21 protein-coding genes are annotated in these 20079 nt (G+C 64.9%); 3 read left to right on the forward strand and 18 right to left on the reverse strand.

The window, feature by feature from the left end:
* Window positions 1-67: 67 nt before the first annotated feature.
* The 7 genes from VSR68_RS25290 to VSR68_RS25320 all read right to left on the reverse strand — a co-directional run bounded on the left by VSR68_RS25290 (window position 68) and on the right by VSR68_RS25320 (window position 4859).
* A complete protein-coding gene (locus tag VSR68_RS25290) occupies window positions 68-988 on the reverse strand; it encodes an MBL fold metallo-hydrolase (protein WP_342942458.1) in 921 nt (306 codons plus the stop codon).
* Window positions 985-1455, reverse strand: a complete 471-nt coding sequence (locus VSR68_RS25295) for a MaoC family dehydratase (protein WP_342942459.1) — start codon at window positions 1453-1455, stop codon at window positions 985-987. The genes VSR68_RS25290 and VSR68_RS25295 overlap by 4 nt, the downstream gene beginning before the upstream one ends.
* On the reverse strand, window positions 1452-1700 hold the full coding sequence (locus VSR68_RS25300; protein WP_342942460.1) for a DUF1289 domain-containing protein: 249 nt from the start codon (window positions 1698-1700) through the stop codon (window positions 1452-1454). The genes VSR68_RS25295 and VSR68_RS25300 overlap by 4 nt, the downstream gene beginning before the upstream one ends.
* Window positions 1697-2227: a YbaK/EbsC family protein gene (locus tag VSR68_RS25305; protein ID WP_342942461.1), complete on the reverse strand. Its 531-nt coding sequence runs from the start codon at window positions 2225-2227 to the stop codon at window positions 1697-1699. The genes VSR68_RS25300 and VSR68_RS25305 overlap by 4 nt, the downstream gene beginning before the upstream one ends.
* 21 nt (window positions 2228-2248) lie before the next feature.
* Entirely contained in the window at window positions 2249-3175 is a 927-nt protein-coding gene (locus VSR68_RS25310; RefSeq protein ID WP_342942462.1) for a hydroxymethylglutaryl-CoA lyase, read from the reverse strand.
* A 272-nt stretch (window positions 3176-3447) separates the two neighbouring features.
* On the reverse strand, window positions 3448-4389 hold the full coding sequence (locus VSR68_RS25315) for a glyoxylate/hydroxypyruvate reductase A (protein WP_342942463.1): 942 nt from the start codon (window positions 4387-4389) through the stop codon (window positions 3448-3450).
* A gap of 23 nt (window positions 4390-4412) precedes the next feature.
* The gene (locus VSR68_RS25320) at window positions 4413-4859 is read right to left on the reverse strand and encodes a VOC family protein (protein WP_162497870.1); all 447 of its coding nucleotides are present in this window, start codon (window positions 4857-4859) and stop codon (window positions 4413-4415) included.
* A gap of 202 nt (window positions 4860-5061) precedes the next feature.
* On the opposite strand from VSR68_RS25320, the gene VSR68_RS25325 reads away from it, so the two are divergent.
* Window positions 5062-5664: an alpha/beta hydrolase gene (locus VSR68_RS25325; RefSeq protein ID WP_342942464.1), complete on the forward strand. Its 603-nt coding sequence runs from the start codon at window positions 5062-5064 to the stop codon at window positions 5662-5664.
* A 53-nt stretch (window positions 5665-5717) separates the two neighbouring features.
* Here VSR68_RS25325 and VSR68_RS25330 read toward each other — a convergent pair whose 3' ends face one another.
* The 5 genes from VSR68_RS25330 to bioA all read right to left on the reverse strand — a co-directional run bounded on the left by VSR68_RS25330 (window position 5718) and on the right by bioA (window position 10722).
* A complete protein-coding gene (locus tag VSR68_RS25330; RefSeq protein WP_342942465.1) occupies window positions 5718-6032 on the reverse strand; it encodes a hypothetical protein in 315 nt (104 codons plus the stop codon).
* 349 nt (window positions 6033-6381) lie between these two features.
* Window positions 6382-7440 (reverse strand): biotin synthase BioB, encoded by a 1059-nt coding sequence (gene bioB, locus VSR68_RS25335; protein WP_342942466.1) that lies wholly within the window; start codon window positions 7438-7440, stop codon window positions 6382-6384.
* On the reverse strand, window positions 7437-8195 hold the full coding sequence (bioD, locus tag VSR68_RS25340; RefSeq protein WP_342942467.1) for a dethiobiotin synthase: 759 nt from the start codon (window positions 8193-8195) through the stop codon (window positions 7437-7439). The genes bioB and bioD overlap by 4 nt, the downstream gene beginning before the upstream one ends.
* The gene (bioF, locus tag VSR68_RS25345) at window positions 8192-9376 is read right to left on the reverse strand and encodes an 8-amino-7-oxononanoate synthase (protein ID WP_342942468.1); all 1185 of its coding nucleotides are present in this window, start codon (window positions 9374-9376) and stop codon (window positions 8192-8194) included. Before bioF ends, bioD begins: the two co-directional genes overlap by 4 nt.
* On the reverse strand, window positions 9376-10722 hold the full coding sequence (gene bioA, locus VSR68_RS25350; protein WP_342942469.1) for an adenosylmethionine--8-amino-7-oxononanoate transaminase: 1347 nt from the start codon (window positions 10720-10722) through the stop codon (window positions 9376-9378). Before bioA ends, bioF begins: the two co-directional genes overlap by 1 nt.
* 942 nt (window positions 10723-11664) lie before the next feature.
* On the opposite strand from bioA, the gene VSR68_RS25355 reads away from it, so the two are divergent.
* Both VSR68_RS25355 and VSR68_RS25360 read left to right on the forward strand, forming a co-directional pair.
* Window positions 11665-11937 carry an acyl carrier protein gene (locus tag VSR68_RS25355; protein WP_342942470.1) on the forward strand — a complete coding sequence of 91 codons (273 nt, stop codon included), beginning with the start codon at window positions 11665-11667 and terminating at the stop codon, window positions 11935-11937.
* A gap of 45 nt (window positions 11938-11982) precedes the next feature.
* Window positions 11983-13845, forward strand: a complete 1863-nt coding sequence (locus VSR68_RS25360) for an alpha/beta hydrolase family protein (protein ID WP_342942471.1) — start codon at window positions 11983-11985, stop codon at window positions 13843-13845.
* Window positions 13846-13904: 59 nt separating this feature from the next.
* Here the strand turns inward: VSR68_RS25360 and VSR68_RS25365 are convergent, their stop codons facing one another.
* The 6 genes from VSR68_RS25365 to can form a co-directional block, all read right to left on the reverse strand.
* Window positions 13905-15185, reverse strand: a complete 1281-nt coding sequence (locus VSR68_RS25365; RefSeq protein WP_342942472.1) for a dienelactone hydrolase family protein — start codon at window positions 15183-15185, stop codon at window positions 13905-13907.
* A 541-nt stretch (window positions 15186-15726) separates the two neighbouring features.
* Entirely contained in the window at window positions 15727-16173 is a 447-nt protein-coding gene (locus VSR68_RS25370) for a YchJ family protein (RefSeq protein ID WP_342942473.1), read from the reverse strand.
* Window positions 16174-16186: 13 nt separating this feature from the next.
* Window positions 16187-17317, reverse strand: a complete 1131-nt coding sequence (locus VSR68_RS25375; RefSeq protein WP_342942474.1) for an acyl-CoA dehydrogenase family protein — start codon at window positions 17315-17317, stop codon at window positions 16187-16189.
* 28 nt (window positions 17318-17345) lie between these two features.
* Window positions 17346-18023, reverse strand: a complete 678-nt coding sequence (locus VSR68_RS25380; RefSeq protein WP_342942475.1) for an SDR family oxidoreductase — start codon at window positions 18021-18023, stop codon at window positions 17346-17348.
* Between the two features lie 50 nt (window positions 18024-18073).
* Window positions 18074-19267: an acetyl-CoA C-acetyltransferase gene (locus VSR68_RS25385; protein WP_342942476.1), complete on the reverse strand. Its 1194-nt coding sequence runs from the start codon at window positions 19265-19267 to the stop codon at window positions 18074-18076.
* Complete coding sequence (gene can / locus VSR68_RS25390; RefSeq protein ID WP_342942477.1) at window positions 19260-20036, reverse strand: carbonate dehydratase; 777 nt, start codon at window positions 20034-20036, stop codon at window positions 19260-19262. Before can ends, VSR68_RS25385 begins: the two co-directional genes overlap by 8 nt.
* Window positions 20037-20079 lie beyond the last annotated feature (43 nt).

Here is a 20079-nt window from a genome sequence, read left to right on the forward strand (position 1 = left end):
TTCTTTTTGTACGCTCGTTCGCGGCAATTGCCGCTATCTTTCGACGGCGTTCCCATGCTTCAGCCAATCATGCTGCGCGCGCACTGATTTGCGCGCCGTCGAAGCGCAGCGGCCCGTTCTCATCCGCCATACCCTCGATCAGTTCGCGCAGCAGCGCGGGCCATGCGCTGCGCGGCTTCAGCATCGACGCGGCGGCGCGCATCGCGCTCGCGTCGTCGAGCATGCGCAACAAGGCGTCGAACGACAGCGTGCGCGCGTCGAGCAGCTTGAACACCATCAAAACCTTCAGCGCGTTCTTCGCGTTGCGCGCGGGATCGGCGCGCAGCCACGCAACCCGTGACAACGCGCGATCGAGCGCAGCCCGCACATCGGAAAACGGCGCGCCGTGGCCCGGGATCACCGTCTTCACGTCGAGCGTGCCGATCAGTTCGAGCACGGCTTGCTGTTCCGCGAAGCCGCTTTCGCCTTCGAGCTCAGGAAAGATCACGCCGAAGCCGTTTTCCCACAGTGCGTCCGCGCTGATCAGCAGCTTCTGCTCGGCGCAGTACAGCATCAGCGAATGCGGATCGTGTCCCGGCGCGCCGAGCACTTCCCAATCGAGCGCGCCCAGCGTGAGTCGCGTGCCCGGCGTCAGCGTGCCGGAAAACGCGAAACGTTCACAGAGCTGGCCCGTCGCGCGAAATGTCAGACGCGTCTCGTCCCATGCGCGCACGGCGTCGGCTTCCGTCGATGGAATCAGCGCGCGGCACGGCCACGTTGCTTGCAGCCGCGCGTTGCCGCCGCAGTGATCCGAATGCAGATGCGTGTTGACGATCAGATCGAGCGGCCTTCCGTCGAGCGCATGCCGAACGAGCGCCACCGTCTGATCGGCGTGCGACGCGTAGCCGGTGTCGACAAGCGCCGCACACGCGTCATCGATCAACAGCACGTTGTTCGACGACAGCCAGCCGCGTTCGAACACGCGTACCGAGCGTGGCAGCGCGATCATGTCTCGTTGTTCCCGTCGACATTGGACGGCGTCTGCGGCTTCGGCATCACGAGTATGGTCGATTTGCCGATCAGGACCGTTTCGCCGCGCTGATTGACGACGTTGCCTTCGAGTTGCGTCAAATCGCCATTGAGACTCGCCTTCCAGAACGCGCCGACGATGCGCCACGTCATGGTCAGCGTGTCGTCGCTATGGACGGCCTTCTTCAGCTTCATGTCGAATTCGAGGCCGAGCGGCTGCGCGTATGTCGAAAAATGCGTAGCGAGCAGCGCCATGAAATGCGCGGTAGGCTGCGTGCCCGACGCGATCAGGCCGCCGAAGCGACTCTGCGCGGCATACGCGTCATCGTGATGCAGCGGGTTCAGATCATTGACGATCGTCGCGAACGACTTGATCGAATCAGCCGATACGGTCAGCGTCGCGCTGAACGTCTCGCCGACCGTGACGACGCGCGGCGGTATGTTCATTCGCTTGCCTCGCGCCGCTGCCGTTGCTTTGCCATCAGATCGGCGTGACGTCGTTCGATTTCATCCCAGACTGCGCGTTTCGCGGCATCGTCGAACGAAGACCAGTTCGCGATTTCGTCGATCGTGCGCAGACAGCCTTCGCACAAGCCGTTGGACGGGTCCATCCGGCACACGTTGATGCAGGGCGAAGGAACAGGCGCGACGCTTTGCGCCGTGTCGTGAGTGCGAACCGTGTCGGCCGTCATGCCGTCTCGCGCAGCGCCACATCGACGACGGGCGCGCCCGTCAGCGCAGCGAGTTCCTGCGGCGTGAGATTGAACACCGCGTGCGGATGACCGGCGGCGGCCCACAGGCTGTCGAGCGTGAACAGATCGGCGTCGATCAGCGTGACGGGCGGCGTCGCATGGCCGATCGGGCACACGCCGCCGATCGCATAGCCCGTCTTCTCGCGCACGAACTTCGCGTCGGCGCGCGCGATGTCGCCGACCTGCGCCGCGACCTTCTTCTCGTCGACACGATTCGCGCCGCTCGCGACGATCAGCACGGGCGCGTCGTCTTCGCGGCGACGAAACAGGATCGACTTGGCGATCTGCGCGATCGAGCAGCCGAGCCCCGCCGCCGCTTCCGCCGACGTCTTGCCCGTTTCCGGCAGCATCACGATTTGTCCGGCGTGGCCGCGCTCGCGCAAGAGCAGGGAGACGCGGCGCGCCGAATCAGGCAGCGAATCGAAAGGCGTCGCTTGGGGCGTTTGAACTGTTGCGTTGTCCGTCATGTTTTTTGTTCCTTTGATGCGTCACACGCAGGAGGCTTTTTCGCTGCGCGCTTTCGCCAGCAGCGCCTTGCCCGCGCGCGACGCGTTCGGCTTGCCGATCGAAGTCGAAATGAAATCGCCGATCTCGACGACTTGCGCGAGATCGATGCCCGTCTCGATGCCGAGTCCGTTCATCAGATACAGCACGTCTTCCGTGGCGACGTTGCCCGTTGCGCCCTTCGCATACGGACAGCCGCCGAGCCCCGCCACCGATGCGTGAAAGATCTCGATGCCTTCCTGCAACGCGGCGTAGATGTTCGCGAGAGCCTGGCCGTAGGTATCGTGGAAGTGGCCCGACAGACGTTCACGCGGAAACACCTTCGTGACGGCCGCGAGCACTTCTCGCGTGCGCTTCGGTGTGCCGACGCCGATCGTATCGGCGATATCGATCTCGTCGCAGCCGAGCGCGGCGAAGCGCTCGACCACGTCGACTACGGATGCCACGGGCACTTCGCCCTGGTACGGACAGCCGAGCGAGCACGACAAGCTGCCGCGCACGCGCAAGCCTTTTTCTTTCGCGGCTTGCGCGACGGGCACGAAGCGTTCGATGCTTTCCGCGATGCTGCAATTGATATTCTTCTGCGAGAACGCTTCACTGGCGGCGCCGAAGATCACGATCTCGTCGGCGCGCGCGGCGATGGCGCCTTCGAGGCCGCGCATGTTCGGCGTCAGCACCGAGTAGATCGTGCCTTCGCGGCGCTCGATGCCTGCCAGCACCTCGGCGCCGTCGGCCATTTGCGGCACCCATTTCGGCGATACGAACGAAGCTGCCTCGACGTTCCTGAACCCGGCCGCCGACAGCCGGTTGATCAGCTCGATCTTGACTTCGGTCGGCACGAATTCCTTCTCGTTTTGCAGTCCATCGCGCGGACCGACTTCGACGATTTTTACTGCTTGTGGCGCAGCCATGTCTGTCTCCTGTGTCGACGGGAGTAGGCGATTTATCTGTCGGCCGGAGTTAGTGCTTTAGCACTTACTCCGGCCCCATGCAGAGCACGTACTCCCGTCCCATGCAAAGCGGTCGACGGGAGTAGGCGATTTATAGCGGTACTCCCGTCCCATGCAAAGCGATAGAGGGAGTCGCCACCTCAGCGCCTTACTTCTGTCTCACGCTTACACCGCCCCATGCAAGACGATTGCTCCCGCATGAAGCGGCTGTTCAGTTTCTTAGGTTGGCGAATTCAATACCCGCGCGCGATGTCGACGATTCCGCCGATCGCCTCGCCGCGCTTCAACGCGCCGATTTTCTGCGCAATCTGCACGACGCTTTCTTCGCGCAGCGTCAATGCCGAGATATGTGGCGTGATTGCGATGCGCGGATGTGTCCAGAACGGATGATGCGACGGCAGCGGCTCCTCGACGAACACATCGAGCGTCGCGGCCGCGATCTGGCCTTCGTCGAGCGCGTCGAGCAGATCCTGTTCGACGAGATGCGCGCCGCGCGCGATATTGACCAGATATGCGCCGCGCGCGAGCTTCGACAGGCTGGCCTTGTTCAGCACGCCGTGCGTTTCGGGCGTGTGCGGCAGCAGGTTGACGAGCACCTTGACCCCGTCGAGGAACGCATCGAATTGCGCATCGCCCGCGAACGTCTCCACGCCGTCGATCTGCCGCGCGCCGCGGCTGAACCCGCGCACCGGAAATCCGAGCGGCACCAGCGTTTGCGCGACATGCGAGCCGAGCACGCCCAGACCGAGCACGCCAATCGTGAACGTCTCGCGTGGATGCGGCTCCAGCACATGCCAGCGCTGCTGTTTTTGAAGCAGATCGTACTCGTCGAAACGGCGCATATAGCGCAGCACCGCGTGAGTCACGTATTCCGCCATCTGCTGCGCCATGCCCGTGTCTTCGAGACGCACGAGTTGCGCGCCGCGCGGCAACGTGCCGGGATGCTCGCGTTCGAGCGCGAGAATTGCATCGACGCCGGCGCCCATGTTGAAGATCGCGCGCAGATCGTTGCGGCCCGCGAGCATTTCACGCGGCGGCCGCCAGACGACGGCGACATCGGCCGGGGCATCGTCGCCCGGTTGCCACTCGCGCAGGTCGACGTCGGGCAGCGCGCGCGACAGGTCGTGTAGCCAGGCGGCGGTATCGGATTGCGGCGTATAGAACAGGACTTTCATGCGCGAGCGGGTGAGCGTTGCCGTCACTTGGCGAACAGCCGGCTGATGTCGGCGAAAGCCTTGAACTCGAGCGCGTTGCCGCACGGGTCGAGAAAGAACATGGTCGCCTGCTCGCCGACTTCGCCCTTGAAGCGGATGTGCGGCTCGATGATGAATTTCGTGCCCGCCGCGCGAAGCTTTTCCGCGAGCGCGTGCCAGTCGTCCATGGTCAGCACCACGCCGAAGTGACGCACGGGAACATTGTCGCCATCCACTTGATTGACGCTCTTATGGCCCGCTTCTTCCGGCGAAAGATGCGCGACCAGCTGATGGCCGAAGAAATCGAAGTCGACCCATTCCGGCGAACTGCGGCCTTCCGGGCAGCCGAGCAGATTGCCATAGAACGCGCGCGCGTTCTCGAGGCTTGTGACGGGAAATGCCAGATGAAAGGGCTGCAGCGCACGTGGCGTTGCGGACGAAGTCTGCGACATGGGGCCACTCCTCTTATGGATAGGCTTCATTCTACTTTTTCGCCGCCATTCGCGCGCGTTCCGGCGGGCGTGAAGCGGGCCGAGCGCCGGAACGCGGACGGGTGCTGCGGCGTGGGGATATGTAAAGCACGAAAAATTGGTTCAAGCTGTGCGCTGCTCACGCGACAATGATTTCCAGGATTCCGGCGACGAGGAAAGAATCATGTTTTCGTGCACCCGATCGATCTGGCCGCCACGGCTCGTGACCGTGCCGGGCCTGCACGGCAGCGAAGGCGCGCATTGGCAGAGCTGGCTGGAGCGCCAGTTTTCGCGCTCACTGCGCGTCGAGCAGGCGGATTGGGACGCGCCGAACCTCGGCCAGTGGGCCAAGGCCGTGCGCGATCTGCTCGCGAGCGAGCGTGGACCGTTCGTGCTCGCCGCGCATAGCTTCGGGTGTCTTGCGACCGCGCATGCACTTCTGCAAGGCGTGCACGTGGCCGATATCGCGGGTGTGCTGTTCGTCGCGCCGGCCAGCCCGAAGAAGTTCGAGTTCGCGGGTGCGTTCGACGCACGGCGCCTTGGCGTGCCGTCGATTCTGATCGGCAGCGAGACCGACCCGTGGATGCCCGTTGCCGATGCGCGGGAATTGGCGCGGCATCTGGGCAGTGCGTTCGTCAATCTGGGCGACGTGGGCCACATCAACACAGCGGCGGGCTTTGGACCGTGGCCGCGCGCGAAGTACTTCGTGGATACGCTCGCTCACTGCGCAGCGCCGCTGCGGTTCCGAGACGAAGCGCCGGAGCCGGACGTGCAGGCATTGAACTGAGCGCACGCGGACGCACGTGAGCGCGGCGATACCACGGCACAGTGCCGCCGCGCTCAGATCCAGTGGAAGCCCTTCGCGAGGATTCCGACGAGCGCGAAGTTCGCGGCCCACAACAGGCGGAACTCGGTGCGCATGGAGGATTCCAGCGCGCTGAAACGCGCATCCATCTTCGCTTCGAAGAGGCGGAAGCGTTCATCCACATAGACCTTCAACTCGCGCACTTCACGCTTGAGGTCTTCGAGGTCCTGGAGAATGTGTTCGATCGTCGTTTCAGCCCGAGTCATTCGTGCCTCCATATTGATACCGCCGTGAATCAGGCGAAGCGCGTGGAAGTGGCGCTTCGCGACAGGTTTTTCCATCGTTTCCATTCGCACCATCCTAAGCAAATTCCTTCCTACGCAGGGTTTTGTTTGATCAGACACTCGACAGACCGACGAGCGTAAATTGCGTCGCAGCATGGCGATCGACGGTTCGCGAGCCACTCTGTGAACCGATCGTACGTGCAATCGAACCGTCAGAAAACCTGGCCAGAAGGCGTAGGAATCGCTCTCGGTATGTCTTGGTGTCGCGTGCAAGCTCGCGGCTTTTCTCGAACGCGAGAACAACGAAAAAAAGGCCGCTTCGATTGTTCGAAGCGGCCTTTCCTGAGTCATGCAGTTCGATCGCGCCGGCTAACTCCGGCTAGCGGGCACAGACGCGAAGGCACAGACGCGACGTTCAATGTCCATCGCAACCATGCTCGCATCCGCTGCGTTCGAGCGGCATCTGCTGTGCGGCTTCCGCGCGAATGCCGAGCCGCTCCAGCAGCTTGCGGTCGGCTTCCGCCTGCGGGTTGCTGGTCGTCAGCAACTGATCGCCGTAGAAAATCGAGTTTGCGCCTGCGAGAAAGCACATCGCCTGCAGCGCCTCGTCCATCTGCTCGCGGCCTGCGGACAGGCGCACCATCGCGCGCGGCATCGTGATTCGCGCGACGGCGATCGTGCGCACGAACTCGAACGGATCGAGTGCTTCCGTGCCCGTGAGCGGCGTGCCCTCGACCTGCACGAGATTGTTGATCGGCACCGATTCCGGATACGGCTCCATGTTCGCGAGCTGCGCGATCAGGCCCGCGCGTTCGCGGCGCGACTCGCCCATGCCGACGATCCCGCCGCAGCACACGTTGATGCCCGCGTCGCGCACGCGCTCGAGCGTCTCCAGTCGATCCTGATACGTGCGCGTCGAGATGATCTGGCCGTAGAACTCCGGCGACGTATCGAGATTATGGTTGTAGTAGTCGAGCCCCGCCTCGCGCAGACCTTGCGCCTGATGCGTTTCGAGCATGCCGAGCGTTACACAGGTTTCGAGGCCCATTGACTTGACGCCGCGAATCATGTCCTTGATCGGTTCGAGGTGGCGGTCCTTCGGATTGCGCCATGCGGCGCCCATGCAGAAGCGCGTCGCGCCGTTTTCCTTTGCGACGCGCGCAGCCGCCAGCACGTCTTCGACGTCCATCAGCTTTTCGGCCTGCAGCCCCGTATCGTGATGCACGGATTGCGGACAGTACGCGCAATCTTCCTCGCAGCCGCCCGTCTTGATCGACAGCAGCGTGGACAACTGCACGGTGTTCGCATCGAAGTGCTCGCGATGCACCTGTTGCGCGCGGAACAGCAGATCGTTGAACGGCAGTTCGTACAGCGCGACGACATCCGCGACGCGCCAGCGCGCGGCGGCTGCGTCGGCGGCGGCCGCTGCCTGGGACGGCGTAACGGGCAGGGGGGCAGTGTTGATATGGCTCATGGGGTCCTTCCTTGATGATTCGTTTTTTCGAAGATTCCGCGCTGCGCGGCACGCAGCGTCTGCAACAGTCGGGCGGTGTCGAGATGCGTCGCGGCAATGTCCGGCGACGCAGGGCTCAGATGCGGCACGCTGCCGAGCAGCGGCGCGCGGTATTGGCGGTCGAGCCGCTCGCGGATCGCGGCGATGTTCTCGTCGCCGAATTGCATTGCGGGATCGACGCGGTTCGCGACCCAGCCCGCGATGGGAAGTCCGCGCGCGACGATCGCTTCCGCCGTCAGCAGCGCATGGCTGATGCAGCCGAGCCGCATGCCGACCACGAGCACCACGGGCAGATTCAACGCGACGGCGAGATCGGCGGTATCGTGCGCATCGGTGAGCGGCACGCGAAAGCCGCCGACGCCTTCCACGACGACGACATCGGCCATGTGTAGCGCCGCCTGGTGCGTGTCGACGATGCGCGTCATGTCGAGCGTGACGCTTTCGTGCGCGGCGGCGATGTGCGGTGCGGCCGGTTCCTTCAGCATGAACGGCGTGCGGATGTCGGGCGGCAGCAGCACGTTCGCGGCGGCGTCGAGCTGATCGGCGTCTTCGTTGTGCAGCACGCCGTCCACCATCGACGCGCCCGCCGCAACCGGCTTCATCGCGGCTGCACGCAAGCCGTCGCGCGCGAAGCCGCGCAGCAGCGCCGCCGACACCAGCGTCTTGCCGATTTCCGTATCGGTGCCCGTCACGAAGAGAGACAGTGCGCGGCTCATGCGACCGTCTCCGCCGTCTTCATCAACGCGTGCTCGAGCTGATCGAGATCGCTGTGCGAATGCGCCGCCGACAGCGAAATGCGCAGACGCGACGTGCCCTCGGGCACCGTCGGCGGACGGATCGCCGGCACCCAGAGATTCGCGCGATCAAGCGACGCGGCGACGTCGAGCGTCGCCTCGTTCGCGCCGATGACGAGCGGCTGCACGGCCGTCTGCGAATCGACGGGAAGCCACGGCGTGCGCTTGAGCACCTCGCGCGTGCGTTCGATCAGCGAGCGCAGATGCGCGCGGCGGTGGTCGCCCTCGATGCCTTCGATGATGCGCAGGCTCGCGGATACGGCATGCGCGGCAGCGGGCACCGACGCCGTCGTGAAGATATACGGCCGCGCGCGCTGCACGAGCCATTCGATCACCGTTTCGTGCGCGACGACGAACGCGCCCGACACACCCGCCGCCTTGCCGAGCGTGCCGATCGAGATCAGATGCGGAGAGCGCAGCGCGGCCTCGGCGACGGCGCCGCGCCCTTGCGGACCCAGCACGCCGAAGCCGTGCGCGTCGTCGACGACAAGCCACGCGCCATGCTGTTCCGCGAGTTCGAGCAGGCGGGCGAGCGGGGCAACGTCGCCATCCATGCTGAACACGGTGTCGGTGACGATCAGCTTTACGGCGGCGTCCGAAGCGTCGAGCATCGCGCTCAAGGCTTCGGTATCCGCGTGCGGATAGATCTGGATCTCGGCGCGCGAGAGCCGTGCGCCGTCGATCAGTGACGCGTGATTGAGCGCGTCGGAGAACAGCGCCGTGCCGCGTCCGGCGAGCGCCGTGAGCGTCGCGAGATTCGCCATATAGCCGGTGCTGAAATACAGCGCGCGCGGATTGTCGACGAAGCCGCCCGCGAAGGCCGCGAGATCGTCTTCGACTTGCGCGTGCGCGCGCGAGTGGCCGCCCAGCAGATGCGATCCGCCGCTGCCCGCGCCATAGCGGCGCGCGCCTTCCGTCATCGCGGCGACGAGCAGCGGATGCGCGGCGAGCCCGAGATAGTCGTTGCTCGCGAAGCCGATCATGTCGCGGCCGTCGACGGTCATATGCGCGGAGCACGGCGAGTCGATGGTACGGCGGCGACGGCGCAGGCCAAGCGCGTCGATATCCTTCAGCCCTTGTTCGAGCGTTTCGAGCAACTGCATCAGCGCGCCTCCGCCAGGGTCGCTTCGAAGGCCGCGCGCGTGCGTTCGCCGAGCAGCGCGATTTCTTCTTCGTCGAGGATGTACGGCGGCATCAGATACACCGTCGTGCCGATCGGGCGCAGCAGCAGTTCACGCTTGAGCGCGTTTTCGAAGAAGCGGCGCGAGAACGTCTTCGCGGCGTGGGCGTCGTCGATTTCGGCATCGAACGCGATGATCGTGCCGCGCTGACGCAGATTGCGCACATTCGGATGCTGCACGAGCGGGTCGAGCGCAGCACGCAACGCGGTTGATTTCGTTGCGTTCGTGGCGAGCACGTTATCGGTGGCGAACAGATCGAGCGTTGCGAGCGCCGCGCGGCACGCGAGCGGATTGCCCGTGTACGAATGCGAATGCAGGAAGCCGCGCGTCGTGTCGTCGTCGTAGAAGGCCGCGAAGATTTCGTCGCGCGACAGCACGATCGACAACGGCAGATAGCCGCCGCTGATTCCCTTCGACAGGCACAGGAAATCGGGCCACACGTCCGCCTGCTCGCACGCGAAGAAGGTGCCCGTGCGTCCGCAGCCGACGGCGATTTCGTCGGCGATCAGATGCACGCCATAGTGGTCGCACAGCGCGCGCAAGCCCGCGATGTACGACGGGTCGTGCATCGCCATGCCAGCCGCGCATTGCACGAGCGGTTCGACGATCAGCGCGGCGATGTTGCTCGCGCGCGCTTCGAACAGCGAGCGCACGTCGTCGAGCGCGCGTTGCGCGACGTCGGCGGCCGTTTCATCGTCGCGCGCGAAACGCGCATCCGGCGACGCGACGACATGCGCGTTGCGGATCAGCGGATCGTATGCATCCTTGAAGAGCGCGACATCGGTGACGCCGAGCGCGCCGATCGTCTCGCCGTGATAGCTGTTCGCGACGCAGACGAACTCGCGCTTGTAGTCGTGACCGCGATTGCGCCACGAATGGAAGCTCATCTTGAGCGCGATTTCGACAGCCGACGCGCCATCGGACGCGAAGAACGCGTGACCGAGCGTGTTCCGCGTCAGCGCGCCGAGACGTTCCGCCAGCTCGATGGCGGGCTCGTGCGTGCAACCGGCGAGCATCGCGTGCTCGAGCGTGTCGAGCTGATTTTTCAGCGCGGCGTTGATGCGCGGATTCGCGTGGCCGAACAGGTTGACCCACCACGAACTGATCGCGTCGAGATAGCGATGGCCCGCGCGATCGTAGAGCCACGCGCCGGCGCCACGCGAAACGGGCACGAGCGGATAGCGCTCGTGATGTTTCATCTGCGTGCAGGGATGCCATACGGCGCGCAGGCTGCGGGCGACCCAGTCTTCCGTTACTTGTGTATTCAAAACAACTCCGACCATGAACCGGGCAAGGCGCGGGCGTCGGGCGCGGCGCGTCTCGCGTGTCGGTCATGCAAATGCTGCTGGCGAATCGGGACGGTGAACGTCCGCCTTGAATCCGGCGACGGGAACTTGCCGCGGCATCGTCGGCGCTCGACGATCGTGGGCGTCCTGGCTACGCCGGATGTGCTGTCGCCGCGACGCGCGGCAACCTGTTCGCGGTGCCTCAGGGGTGCGCTTCCTTGCGACAACGGGAGTGAGATTAGCGCGATATCCGCTGCGATGCACTATCGGAAAACACCGTGTTTTCAAGGGTCTGCGCGCGCTTTTCGGTGGTTCGCGACGGCTCGCAGCCGTTCCGTTAGGAAACGCGCAGATCACCGTAGATAACGACGGCAAAGTCATGGGGCTCCCGCGAAAAAATCCGGGCTGCATCCATGCATTTTTTGCCGGTGCTACGGAATACGGGCGAAGGCGCGCACGTTAACGGCTCTGTGGTCGGCGCGAGATAAAGCTCGGCGAACGGGTTTATGTGCGGCTTTCGCGTCGGACATTTGGCGCCGATTGCGTTCGGCGCCGAACAGCATTGGGAATCCTGATCACCGGCTGCTTTTGTCCTGTCGGCGGTTTTGTGGATCGAAGCGCCACGGCGTTCGTGCGCGTGCCGACGAATATCGTGTGAAGTTAATCAGCACCTGAATTCTTGCGAGGGATAGCGTACATAAACGGCTGGAAGCGATACCTATCATTTTGCTTACGTCGTCGTAAGCAGGCTAATGGTTCGCAATGCTGCGATCGAAGCCTCGTGCGCGCAACGAGCCGTTGTGCGACCGATACGCAGTGGTGATCTTGCCGCCGACGACCACGGGGGAGCAGTTCCGCTCGAAATACTCGCCGATGCCTCGACGCATCGTGCGTGCAGACGATGTCGCAATATTGGGAGCACCGATGAAGAAAACTTTGCGCCGCATCCTTGCGCGAACGGGATGCCTCGATGTGTCCGTCGAAACGCTCGGCGATGGTGACGACCTTTACGAAGCGGGGTTGTCGTCGATGGGAGCCGTGCGCTTGATGCTGGAAGTCGAAGAGGTGTTCGACGTTCAGATACCCGCGCAAGCGATCTCGCGCGAGCTGTTCCAGAGCATCGGCTCGCTGGCCGACGAACTCGGCCGCCTGTTGCCGAAAACCTCGCGCGAGCAGGCGGCCGTTCATGGGCGCTGACGCAGACGTTCCCCTTTCGCGCTCGCGTCGGACGGCACGTCCGCGATGATGCGCCCGCATACCATGCAGCCCGTGGTGTTCGACGGGTGTTTCGGCTGGCTGCACGAACCCGCCGACGCGCGCGCCCGTCAGACGGCGCGCGTCGGCGTGGTGCTGTGCAGTCCGTTCGGCTATGACGCGCTGTGCGCGCATCGCGGCTGGCGTGAGCTTGCCGAAGCGCTCGCGCTGTGCGGAATGCCGGCGTTGCGCTTCGATTATCCCGGCACCGGCGATTCAATCGGCGTGGAGCAGGACCCCGACCGCATGGGCGCGTGGCTCGCGAGCATCGAAGCGGCCGCGGCGCGATTGCGCGCGGCGACGGGCGTGCAGCGGCTGGTGCTGTGCGGACTGCGGCTGGGCGCGGCGCTGGCCGCGCTGGCGGCGCAGCGCATCGGTGGCGTCGAGCAGATCGTGATGATCGCGCCCGTCATATCGGGACGCGCGTATATCCGCGAACTCGAACTGCAGCATCAGACCTGGCTGACGACGCCCGACGGCATGGACAGCGTGCGCGAGTCCGACGACGGCTCGATCGGCGCCTACGGCTTTCGCCTGTACGGCGATACGCTCGAACGGCTGCGCGTGCTGGACCTCGCACTGGGCGGCGAACGCGCGCCCGCGCCGCGCATCCTGTTGCAGGACGTGTACGACAATCCACGCGTCGAGCGGCTGGCCGCGCACTATCGCCAGTTGGGCGCGCACGTCGACGTGCAGACGTTCGCGTCGTATAACCGGCTGCTCGTCGATCCGCGCTTCAGCACGACGCCGCGCGACGCGTTCGACAGCGTGCTGACGTGGCTCGGCGCGCAGTCTCCTGGCGCGCGGCTGTCTCCGGCTCCGAGCAATGTGCTGCCGGCGCGCGCGCCTTTGCAACTTCCATTTGCCGACGGCCATAGCGTGCCCGTGGTTTTCGGCGACGGATTGTTCGGCGTGTCATGCCGTCCACGTCGCGCGGCCGACGATGCGCCCGCCGTGCTGCTGCTCAACACGGGCGGCGTGCATCACGTCGGCGATGGACGGCTTTCGGTGCTGCTCGCGCGGCGTCTCGCGAGCCAGGGCGTGCCTGCGTTGAGCATCGATATCGGCGGGCTGGGCGACAGTCGTGTGCGCGATCCTTCACTGACGTTCGACGAGATCTACGCGCATCACGCCGTCGACGACACGCTCGCAGCCGTCGATTGGCTCGTCGCGCAGGGTCATTCGCGCGTCGTGGTGTTCGGCGTGTGTACGGGAGCTTATGTTTCGCTGCAGACGGCCCTTGCGCATCCGAATGTCGTCGGCTGCGTGGGCGTGAATCTGCCGTATTTTCTGTGGCCGAAGACGCGCTCGGATTCGCGCGTACGCCACACGCCGATGCGCGCGTACTCGCGCTCGTTGCGCAGCATTGCGAAATGGCGGCGGCTTTTGACGGGCAAGAGCGACGCGGGGACGATCGCGAGCCACATTGCGAGCCACGTCGCGAGCCGCATCGGTCAGCGGCTTGCCGTAGCGCTCGCTGCGCCGCTCGAGCGCGTGTTCGGGCTACGGACGCAGGCGGGCGAAGTGCGCCGTCTGGCCGCCGGGCTCGCGCGCAAGGACGTGCGGACGGCGCTCGTGTACGGTGCGATGGATGCGGGGCTCGACGAGCTTGCGCTGCATTTCGGCCCGCGCGGCAGCGAGCTGACGAAGCTCGCGCGAACCAGCGTGACGATCATCGACAGGCTCGATCACGCGCTCTTTTCCACTGCCGCGCGCGACGCGACGATGAACCTCTTCGAGCAATTCCTGCGCGAGCGGATTCTGGCGCCGATGCCTATGCCGCTGCAAGGGGAGACGCGCACGTTGGACGCCATGACGGCGCGCATCGGGAGAACGGAGCAGGTCGGATGATCGACGGTGGCGCGCGATGCGCGGAGAGATGCATCGTCGCGGCGCGCCCCGCAACGGAATCAACGGCTGGCGAGAGCCGGCTTGCCGCCGTCCTTGGGTGCGGACTCGTCCGCGTCGGCCGTTTGAGTCGACGGGTCTTTCCAGACGACGTTGTCGTTCACCGCGTAGAGATGGCACGGGTCCGAACTCTGCTTCTGGCAGTTCGAGACCGCGACCGACATCGGATCGTCGCCGCCTTCCGCCCACGACCACGCGCCCGAATTCGACACTGCAAACGCACGGCTCGGATACTGGTGCAGGAAGTTGCGATATCCGGCGCGGCCGCCTTCGTCGACGTAAGGCACGGCGTCGACGGAATCGATCGACGCGAAGTGCGTGGCTTTCGGCTGCGTCGGCTCGGCGACGCGATACTGAACGCCCGTCGGCATGCCGACGCGCGCGAGGAACGCCTCGACGGACGGCCACCAGATGTGCACGCCGTCGCGATCGCCGACGAGACGATGCGCGTCGTTCTTGTACGAGCCGAAATCGACCATCTTCGCGCTGACGCCCGACGCGTGCGTATGTTCGGTGTAAGCGGTGTACATCCGCGAAACCAGCGACGACGGCCAGATCGAATCGTTGTCGCCGTACAACCACAGCGACGGCACATGCGTCTTCTCGCCGTACGTGCCGAATGCGCGCGCCAGATTGCCTTGCCAGTCGGTGCAGGCGTCCTGGCGCAGGCCGCCGGAGAAATTGATCAGCGCACGCACGCCGGGCGCGGCGTCCATGCCGTAGGCGATCGTCGCGAGACCGCCGTGCGACGTGCCCGCCACGATGATGTGCTGCGCGTCGACGTAGTTCTGCTTCGACATGTAGTCGACAGTCGCGGCGACGTCGGCGGCCTGGCTCAGACCGTTGCGCGTCACGTCGCAACCGTCCTGCACGTATGTGCCGCCCGAATCGGCGAAACCCTGGCGGTTCGGCGCGACGACGACGTAGCCGCGGCGCACGAATTCACGCGCGAGCGACATCGGATCGCTGCGCGTCTGCATGCGCGGATCGCCGTGAATCTTGCCGTGATTGAAGACGACCATCGGGAACGGGCCGGGGCCGTCCGGTTTGTAGATTGTCGTTTCGAGGGTGACGTTGCCGTCGGCGCCGACGGGGATGCGGATGATCTGCTCGTTCAGCTTGACGATGGGCAGATAGCCGTCGTCGAGCGCAAGGCGCTGCACGTTTGCGCGGCTCAGCGGGCCATCGGTTTCCGCGAGCGGATCGGCGTACGCGAACGAAACAGCGCAGGCCATGAAGGCCGCCGACATCGCACAAACTGTCAGAACTTTGCTGAACGCCATCCGCAACACCTACTATCAAAAACGCCTGAAGCTTCCCTTACGGGCTGATTGCACTACGGTTACAAGCAAAATTAAGGCCAAAAACGCCGTGTACGCTGCGCTCCTCGCGCAGGCAGACTGCCCAGACCGCATTTGGATGAACCGAAGCCGGTAGACGCGACCCCACGCGTCGGGTGAGCGCCTCGCGATGTCCCTGATCGCTTGCCATACCGAACGATCGGCCGGCGGTGCATCTGGACATCCTGCGGGAGCGGTGGTCCGCCACCTCGCTACGAAGCGCTGCAACATCTGTGGGACTCATACTGGCACGACAATTTATATTTGTGCAATTCAGTACAAACCCCTTGCGGAACTAATTCGGAGTGTTTCCGATGCGCGCGCAACGGCTCTGCGCGGGCCGCCGGGCGATTCGGACAGGAAGCGTTTTTGAGGGACGTGGTGTCGATCCAACACCTTGATTTTGTTGTGGAATCCGCCCCTTTTTGAGTGATGTGAACAGTCACTTAGGACGCCGTCGCGCCGTTATATGAAAACCTTGATGTCAGCGATCGCTCACATCGCCATCGACATAGCGCCAGCGCCCATCTTCACCTCTGACGAAACGGCTCGATTCATGCAGCCGATGCGCCCGTCCGCCCACCTTGTAGCGCGCGACGAACTCTACTTCGGCGTGCGTATCGTCGAGCGGTGTGTAGCGCTTGATCTGCAAACCGAGCCAGCGCGGCGCGTCGGGCGCATCGGCGTCGACGTCGAGATCGGCGGGGCAGGCTTGCGCCGCCCACGTGTCGCGCAAATATTGGGACTCGCCGAGCACATAGGCGCTATACCGCGAGCGCATCAGTTCGAGCGCGGTCGGCGCAGCGGCGCCGCCGTCGATGTAGCGGCCGCAGCAGTCGGCGAAACGCTGCGGCTTGCCGGTTTCGCGTCGATCCGGCGCGGCGCCGCCGCAAGGGCAATCGACAGGGCGTTGCTTCGCTGATGCAGTCATAAGAAAGCGGTGTTCAGTTCAGTCCGCGCGCGATCAGGATCTTTTGAATGTCGCTGGTGCCTTCGTAGATCTGGCACACGCGCACGTCGCGGTAAATGCGCTCGACGGGGAAATCGTTCAGATAGCCGTAGCCGCCGTGAATCTGCAACGCAGCCGAACAGATCCGCTCCGCCGCTTCCGATGCGAACAGCTTCGCCATGGCCGCTTCCGTCAGACAGGGCTGGCCCGCATCCTTCAGCGACGCGGCGTGCCAGATCAACTGGCGCGCCGCTTCGAGTTGCGTCGCCATGTCGGCGAGACGGAACTGCACGGCCTGATGCGCGAACAGCGGCTGGCCGAAGCTCTCGCGCTCCTTTGCATATGCGAGGGCCGCTTCGAGCGCCGCGCGCGCCATGCCGACGCTCTGCGCTGCGATGCCGATGCGCCCGCCCTCCAGACCCGACAACGCGATCCGATACCCTTCGCCCTCCGCGCCGATCAGATTCGCAGCAGGCACGCGGCAGTTGTCGAAGACGATCTGTGCGGTGTCCGACGAATGCTGGCCGAGCTTGTCTTCGACGCGCGCGACGACGTAGCCCGGCGTATCCGTCGGCACGATGAACGCGCTGATGCCGCGCTTGCCAGCGCTCCTGTCGGTGACGGCCATCACGATCGCGACGTTGCCGTTCTTGCCGCTCGTGATGAACTGCTTGACGCCGTTGAGCACGTAGAAGTCGCCGTCGCGCGTGGCCGTAGTGCGCAACGCGGACGCATCCGAGCCCGCCTGCGGCTCGGTGAGGCAGAACGCGCCGAGCATCTCGCCGCGCGCGAGCGGCGTGAGCCAGTCGCGTTTTTGCGCTTCGTTGCCATACGTCAGCAGAATGCTGCACACGGGGCAGTTGTTGACGGAGATTGCCGTCGATGTGCCGCCGTCGCCCGCCGCGATTTCTTCGAGTATCACGGCAAGCGCGAGCGCGTCGAGACCGGCGCCGCCGTACTCTTCGGGCACGAGCACGCCATACGCGCCGAGCTCCGCAAGCTGGCGATGCACGTCGGCGGGAAACGTGCGTTCGCGGTCCCATTGCGCGGCGTTTGGCGTCACGGCTTCGCGCACGAAGGTGCGAACCGCGTCGCGGATCATCAGATGGTCCTGATCGAGCAGCATGCGGCTGTCTCCCCGGTTAGTGTGATGCTCACCATTCGAGCGCGGTGCCGTCGTACTGGAAGAAGCGGCCATGAAAGAGATGCGGCGTGCTTGCCGCCTGCGCGAGCACTTCGCGCATGCCTTTCACGCTGTGCGCCGGATCGACGGCGGCGCTGGCGCCGCCCATGTCCGTGCGCACCCAGCCCGGATGCAGCGAGACGCAGGTGGCCGTGCGCGTCTGCACGGACGTCACCTTCAGCACGTCGTTCAGCGCCGCCTTGCTCGCGCGATACAGCCAGCCCGTCGTGCCCGTCGTCTCGTTGATGCTGCCCATGCGGCTCGACAGCACGGCGAGCACGCCGCGCGCGTCCTCGACGAGCGGGAGCAGAACGGGGATCAGCTGCATCGGACCGCGCACGTTGGTCGCCATCACGAAGTCGAAGTCCTCCGCGCTGACCGTCTCGACGCCTTCCGTATGCGGTCCGTACACGCCCGACACGATCACGGCCGTATCGAGCCGCTCGCCATCCAGCTTCCAGCCGAGCGCGGCGATTTCCTCGGGATCGGTCACGTCGAGTGAAAACGCTTCGGCGCCGAGCGCGACGAGTTCGCCGAGCGATTCGTCGTCGCGCGCGGTGGCGAGCACGCGCCAGCCGTCGTGCCGGTATTGCTTCACGAACTCGCGGCCGATGCCGCGCGACGCGCCTACGATCAACACGGTCTTCATGAAGTGTCCTCTTGCGCGCGGATAGCCGCGCGCTGTCGTTGGAACAAGGGTTAGACGAGCTCGATGCCCATCGCCGTCGCTTCGCCGCCGCCGATGCACAGGCTCGCGACGCCGCGCTTCAACCCGCGCTTCTTCAGCGCGCCGATCAGCGTGACGAGAATGCGCGCGCCCGATGCGCCGATCGGGTGGCCGAGCGCACAGGCGCCGCCGTTCACGTTCACCTTGTCGTGCGGCAGGCCGTGCTCTTTCATCGCGGCCATCGTGACGACGGCGAACGCCTCGTTGATCTCGTACAGATCGACGTCTGCCGCCTTCCAGCCGTTCTTGTCGAACAGCTTGCGGATCGCGCCGACGGGCGCAGTCGTGAACTTCGCCGGCTCCTGCGCGAACGTCGAGTGGCCGACGACGCGCGCGAGCGGCGTCACGCCGAGCTTCTTCGCCGTCGATTCGCGCATCATCACGAGCGCCGCCGCGCCGTCGCTGATCGACGACGAGTTCGCGGCCGTCACCGTGCCCGTCTTGCTGAACGCGGGTTTGAGCGTCGAGATCTTGTCGAGATTCGCCTTGAACGGCTGCTCGTCGCGCTCGACGCTCACGCTGCCTTTCTTGCCTTCGATGGTGACGGGCGCGATTTCCCACGCGAACGAACCGTCTTCGTTCGCGCGTTTCGCGCGCGTCAGCGATTCGATGGCGAACTTGTCCTGCGCCTCGCGCGTGAAGTCGAACGACGCCGCGCATTCCTCGGCGAACGTGCCCATCAGACGGCCCTTGTCATAGGCGTCTTCGAGGCCGTCGAGGAACATGTGGTCGAGCACCTGGCCGTGGCCCATGCGCATTCCGTTGCGTGCCTTCGGCAGCAGATACGGTGCGTTCGTCATGCTCTCCATGCCGCCCGCGACGATCACGTCGACGGAACCGGCCGTCAGCATGTCGTGCGCGAACATCGCGGCGCGCATGCCGGAGCCGCACATCTTGTTGACGGTCGTCGAGCCCGTCGACAGCGGCAGGCCCGCGCCGAGCGCGGCCTGACGCGCGGGCGCCTGGCCCTGGCCGGCGGGCAGCACGCAGCCCATCACGGCTTCGTCGATCTGCTGAGGCTTGAGGCCCGCACGCTCGACGGCTGCCTTGATCGCGACGGCGCCGAGCTGCGGCGCCGTCAGCGAGGTGAACTCGCCCTGGAACGCCGCCATCGGCGTGCGCGCGACGGAAACGATGACGATCGGATCGTGGTTTGTCTCACTCATGTTTCAGCTCCTTGATGACTCCGTGGACGACAGCGGCCACACCGCCGAGCTTCGCGGCATCGGCGGCGACCATGTCGTTGTCTGCCGTGTGCGCGCGGCTCGCCGATACGGCCGCAACGCAATTCGTATAGATTCCGTCGAGCGATGCCGGATCTTTCACCGTCATCTCGAGATCGCGCACGCGGCCGTCATGAACGCCATACACCCAGCCGTGAACGGTGAGGTCCTGGCCGCGCGCCCAGGCATCGTTGATGATCGTCGTGCGGCACACGTTGACGACCTGCTCGATCGTGTTCAGTTCGACGAGACGCCGATGCCGCGCTTCGCCCATCGGCCATTCTTCGAGCAGCGCCGCGTGCTTCGTGCGCACGTCCTGCACGTGATGCAGCCAGTTGTCGGCGAGACCGACGCGCCGTCCGAGCAGCGCCGCGCCTACGCCCGAGCAGCCATAGTGGCCGACGACCATGATGTGCTTGACCTTCAGCAGATCGACGGCGAACTGGATCACCGACAGACAGTTCAGGTCCGTATGCACGACGACGTTCGCGATATTGCGGTGGACGAATACTTCGCCCGGCGGCAAGCCGATGATTTCGTTGGCGGGCACGCGCGAATCCGCGCAGCCGATCCACAGATATTCGGGCGCCTGCTGATGCGCGAGCCGCGAGAAGAATTCAGGGTCCTCTTCGAGCTTGTGCGCGACCCACGCATCGTTGTTCTGGAACAGATGCGCGAGAGGATGAGAGGCGGAAGGCGTGTTCGTGTTCATGATCGTTTCGACGTAAATAGCTTGTGTCTGTTTATCCGATGGC

The organism is Paraburkholderia phymatum (assembly GCF_038900715.1).
GTDB classification, from domain to species: Bacteria; Pseudomonadota; Gammaproteobacteria; order Burkholderiales; family Burkholderiaceae; genus Paraburkholderia; species Paraburkholderia phymatum_A.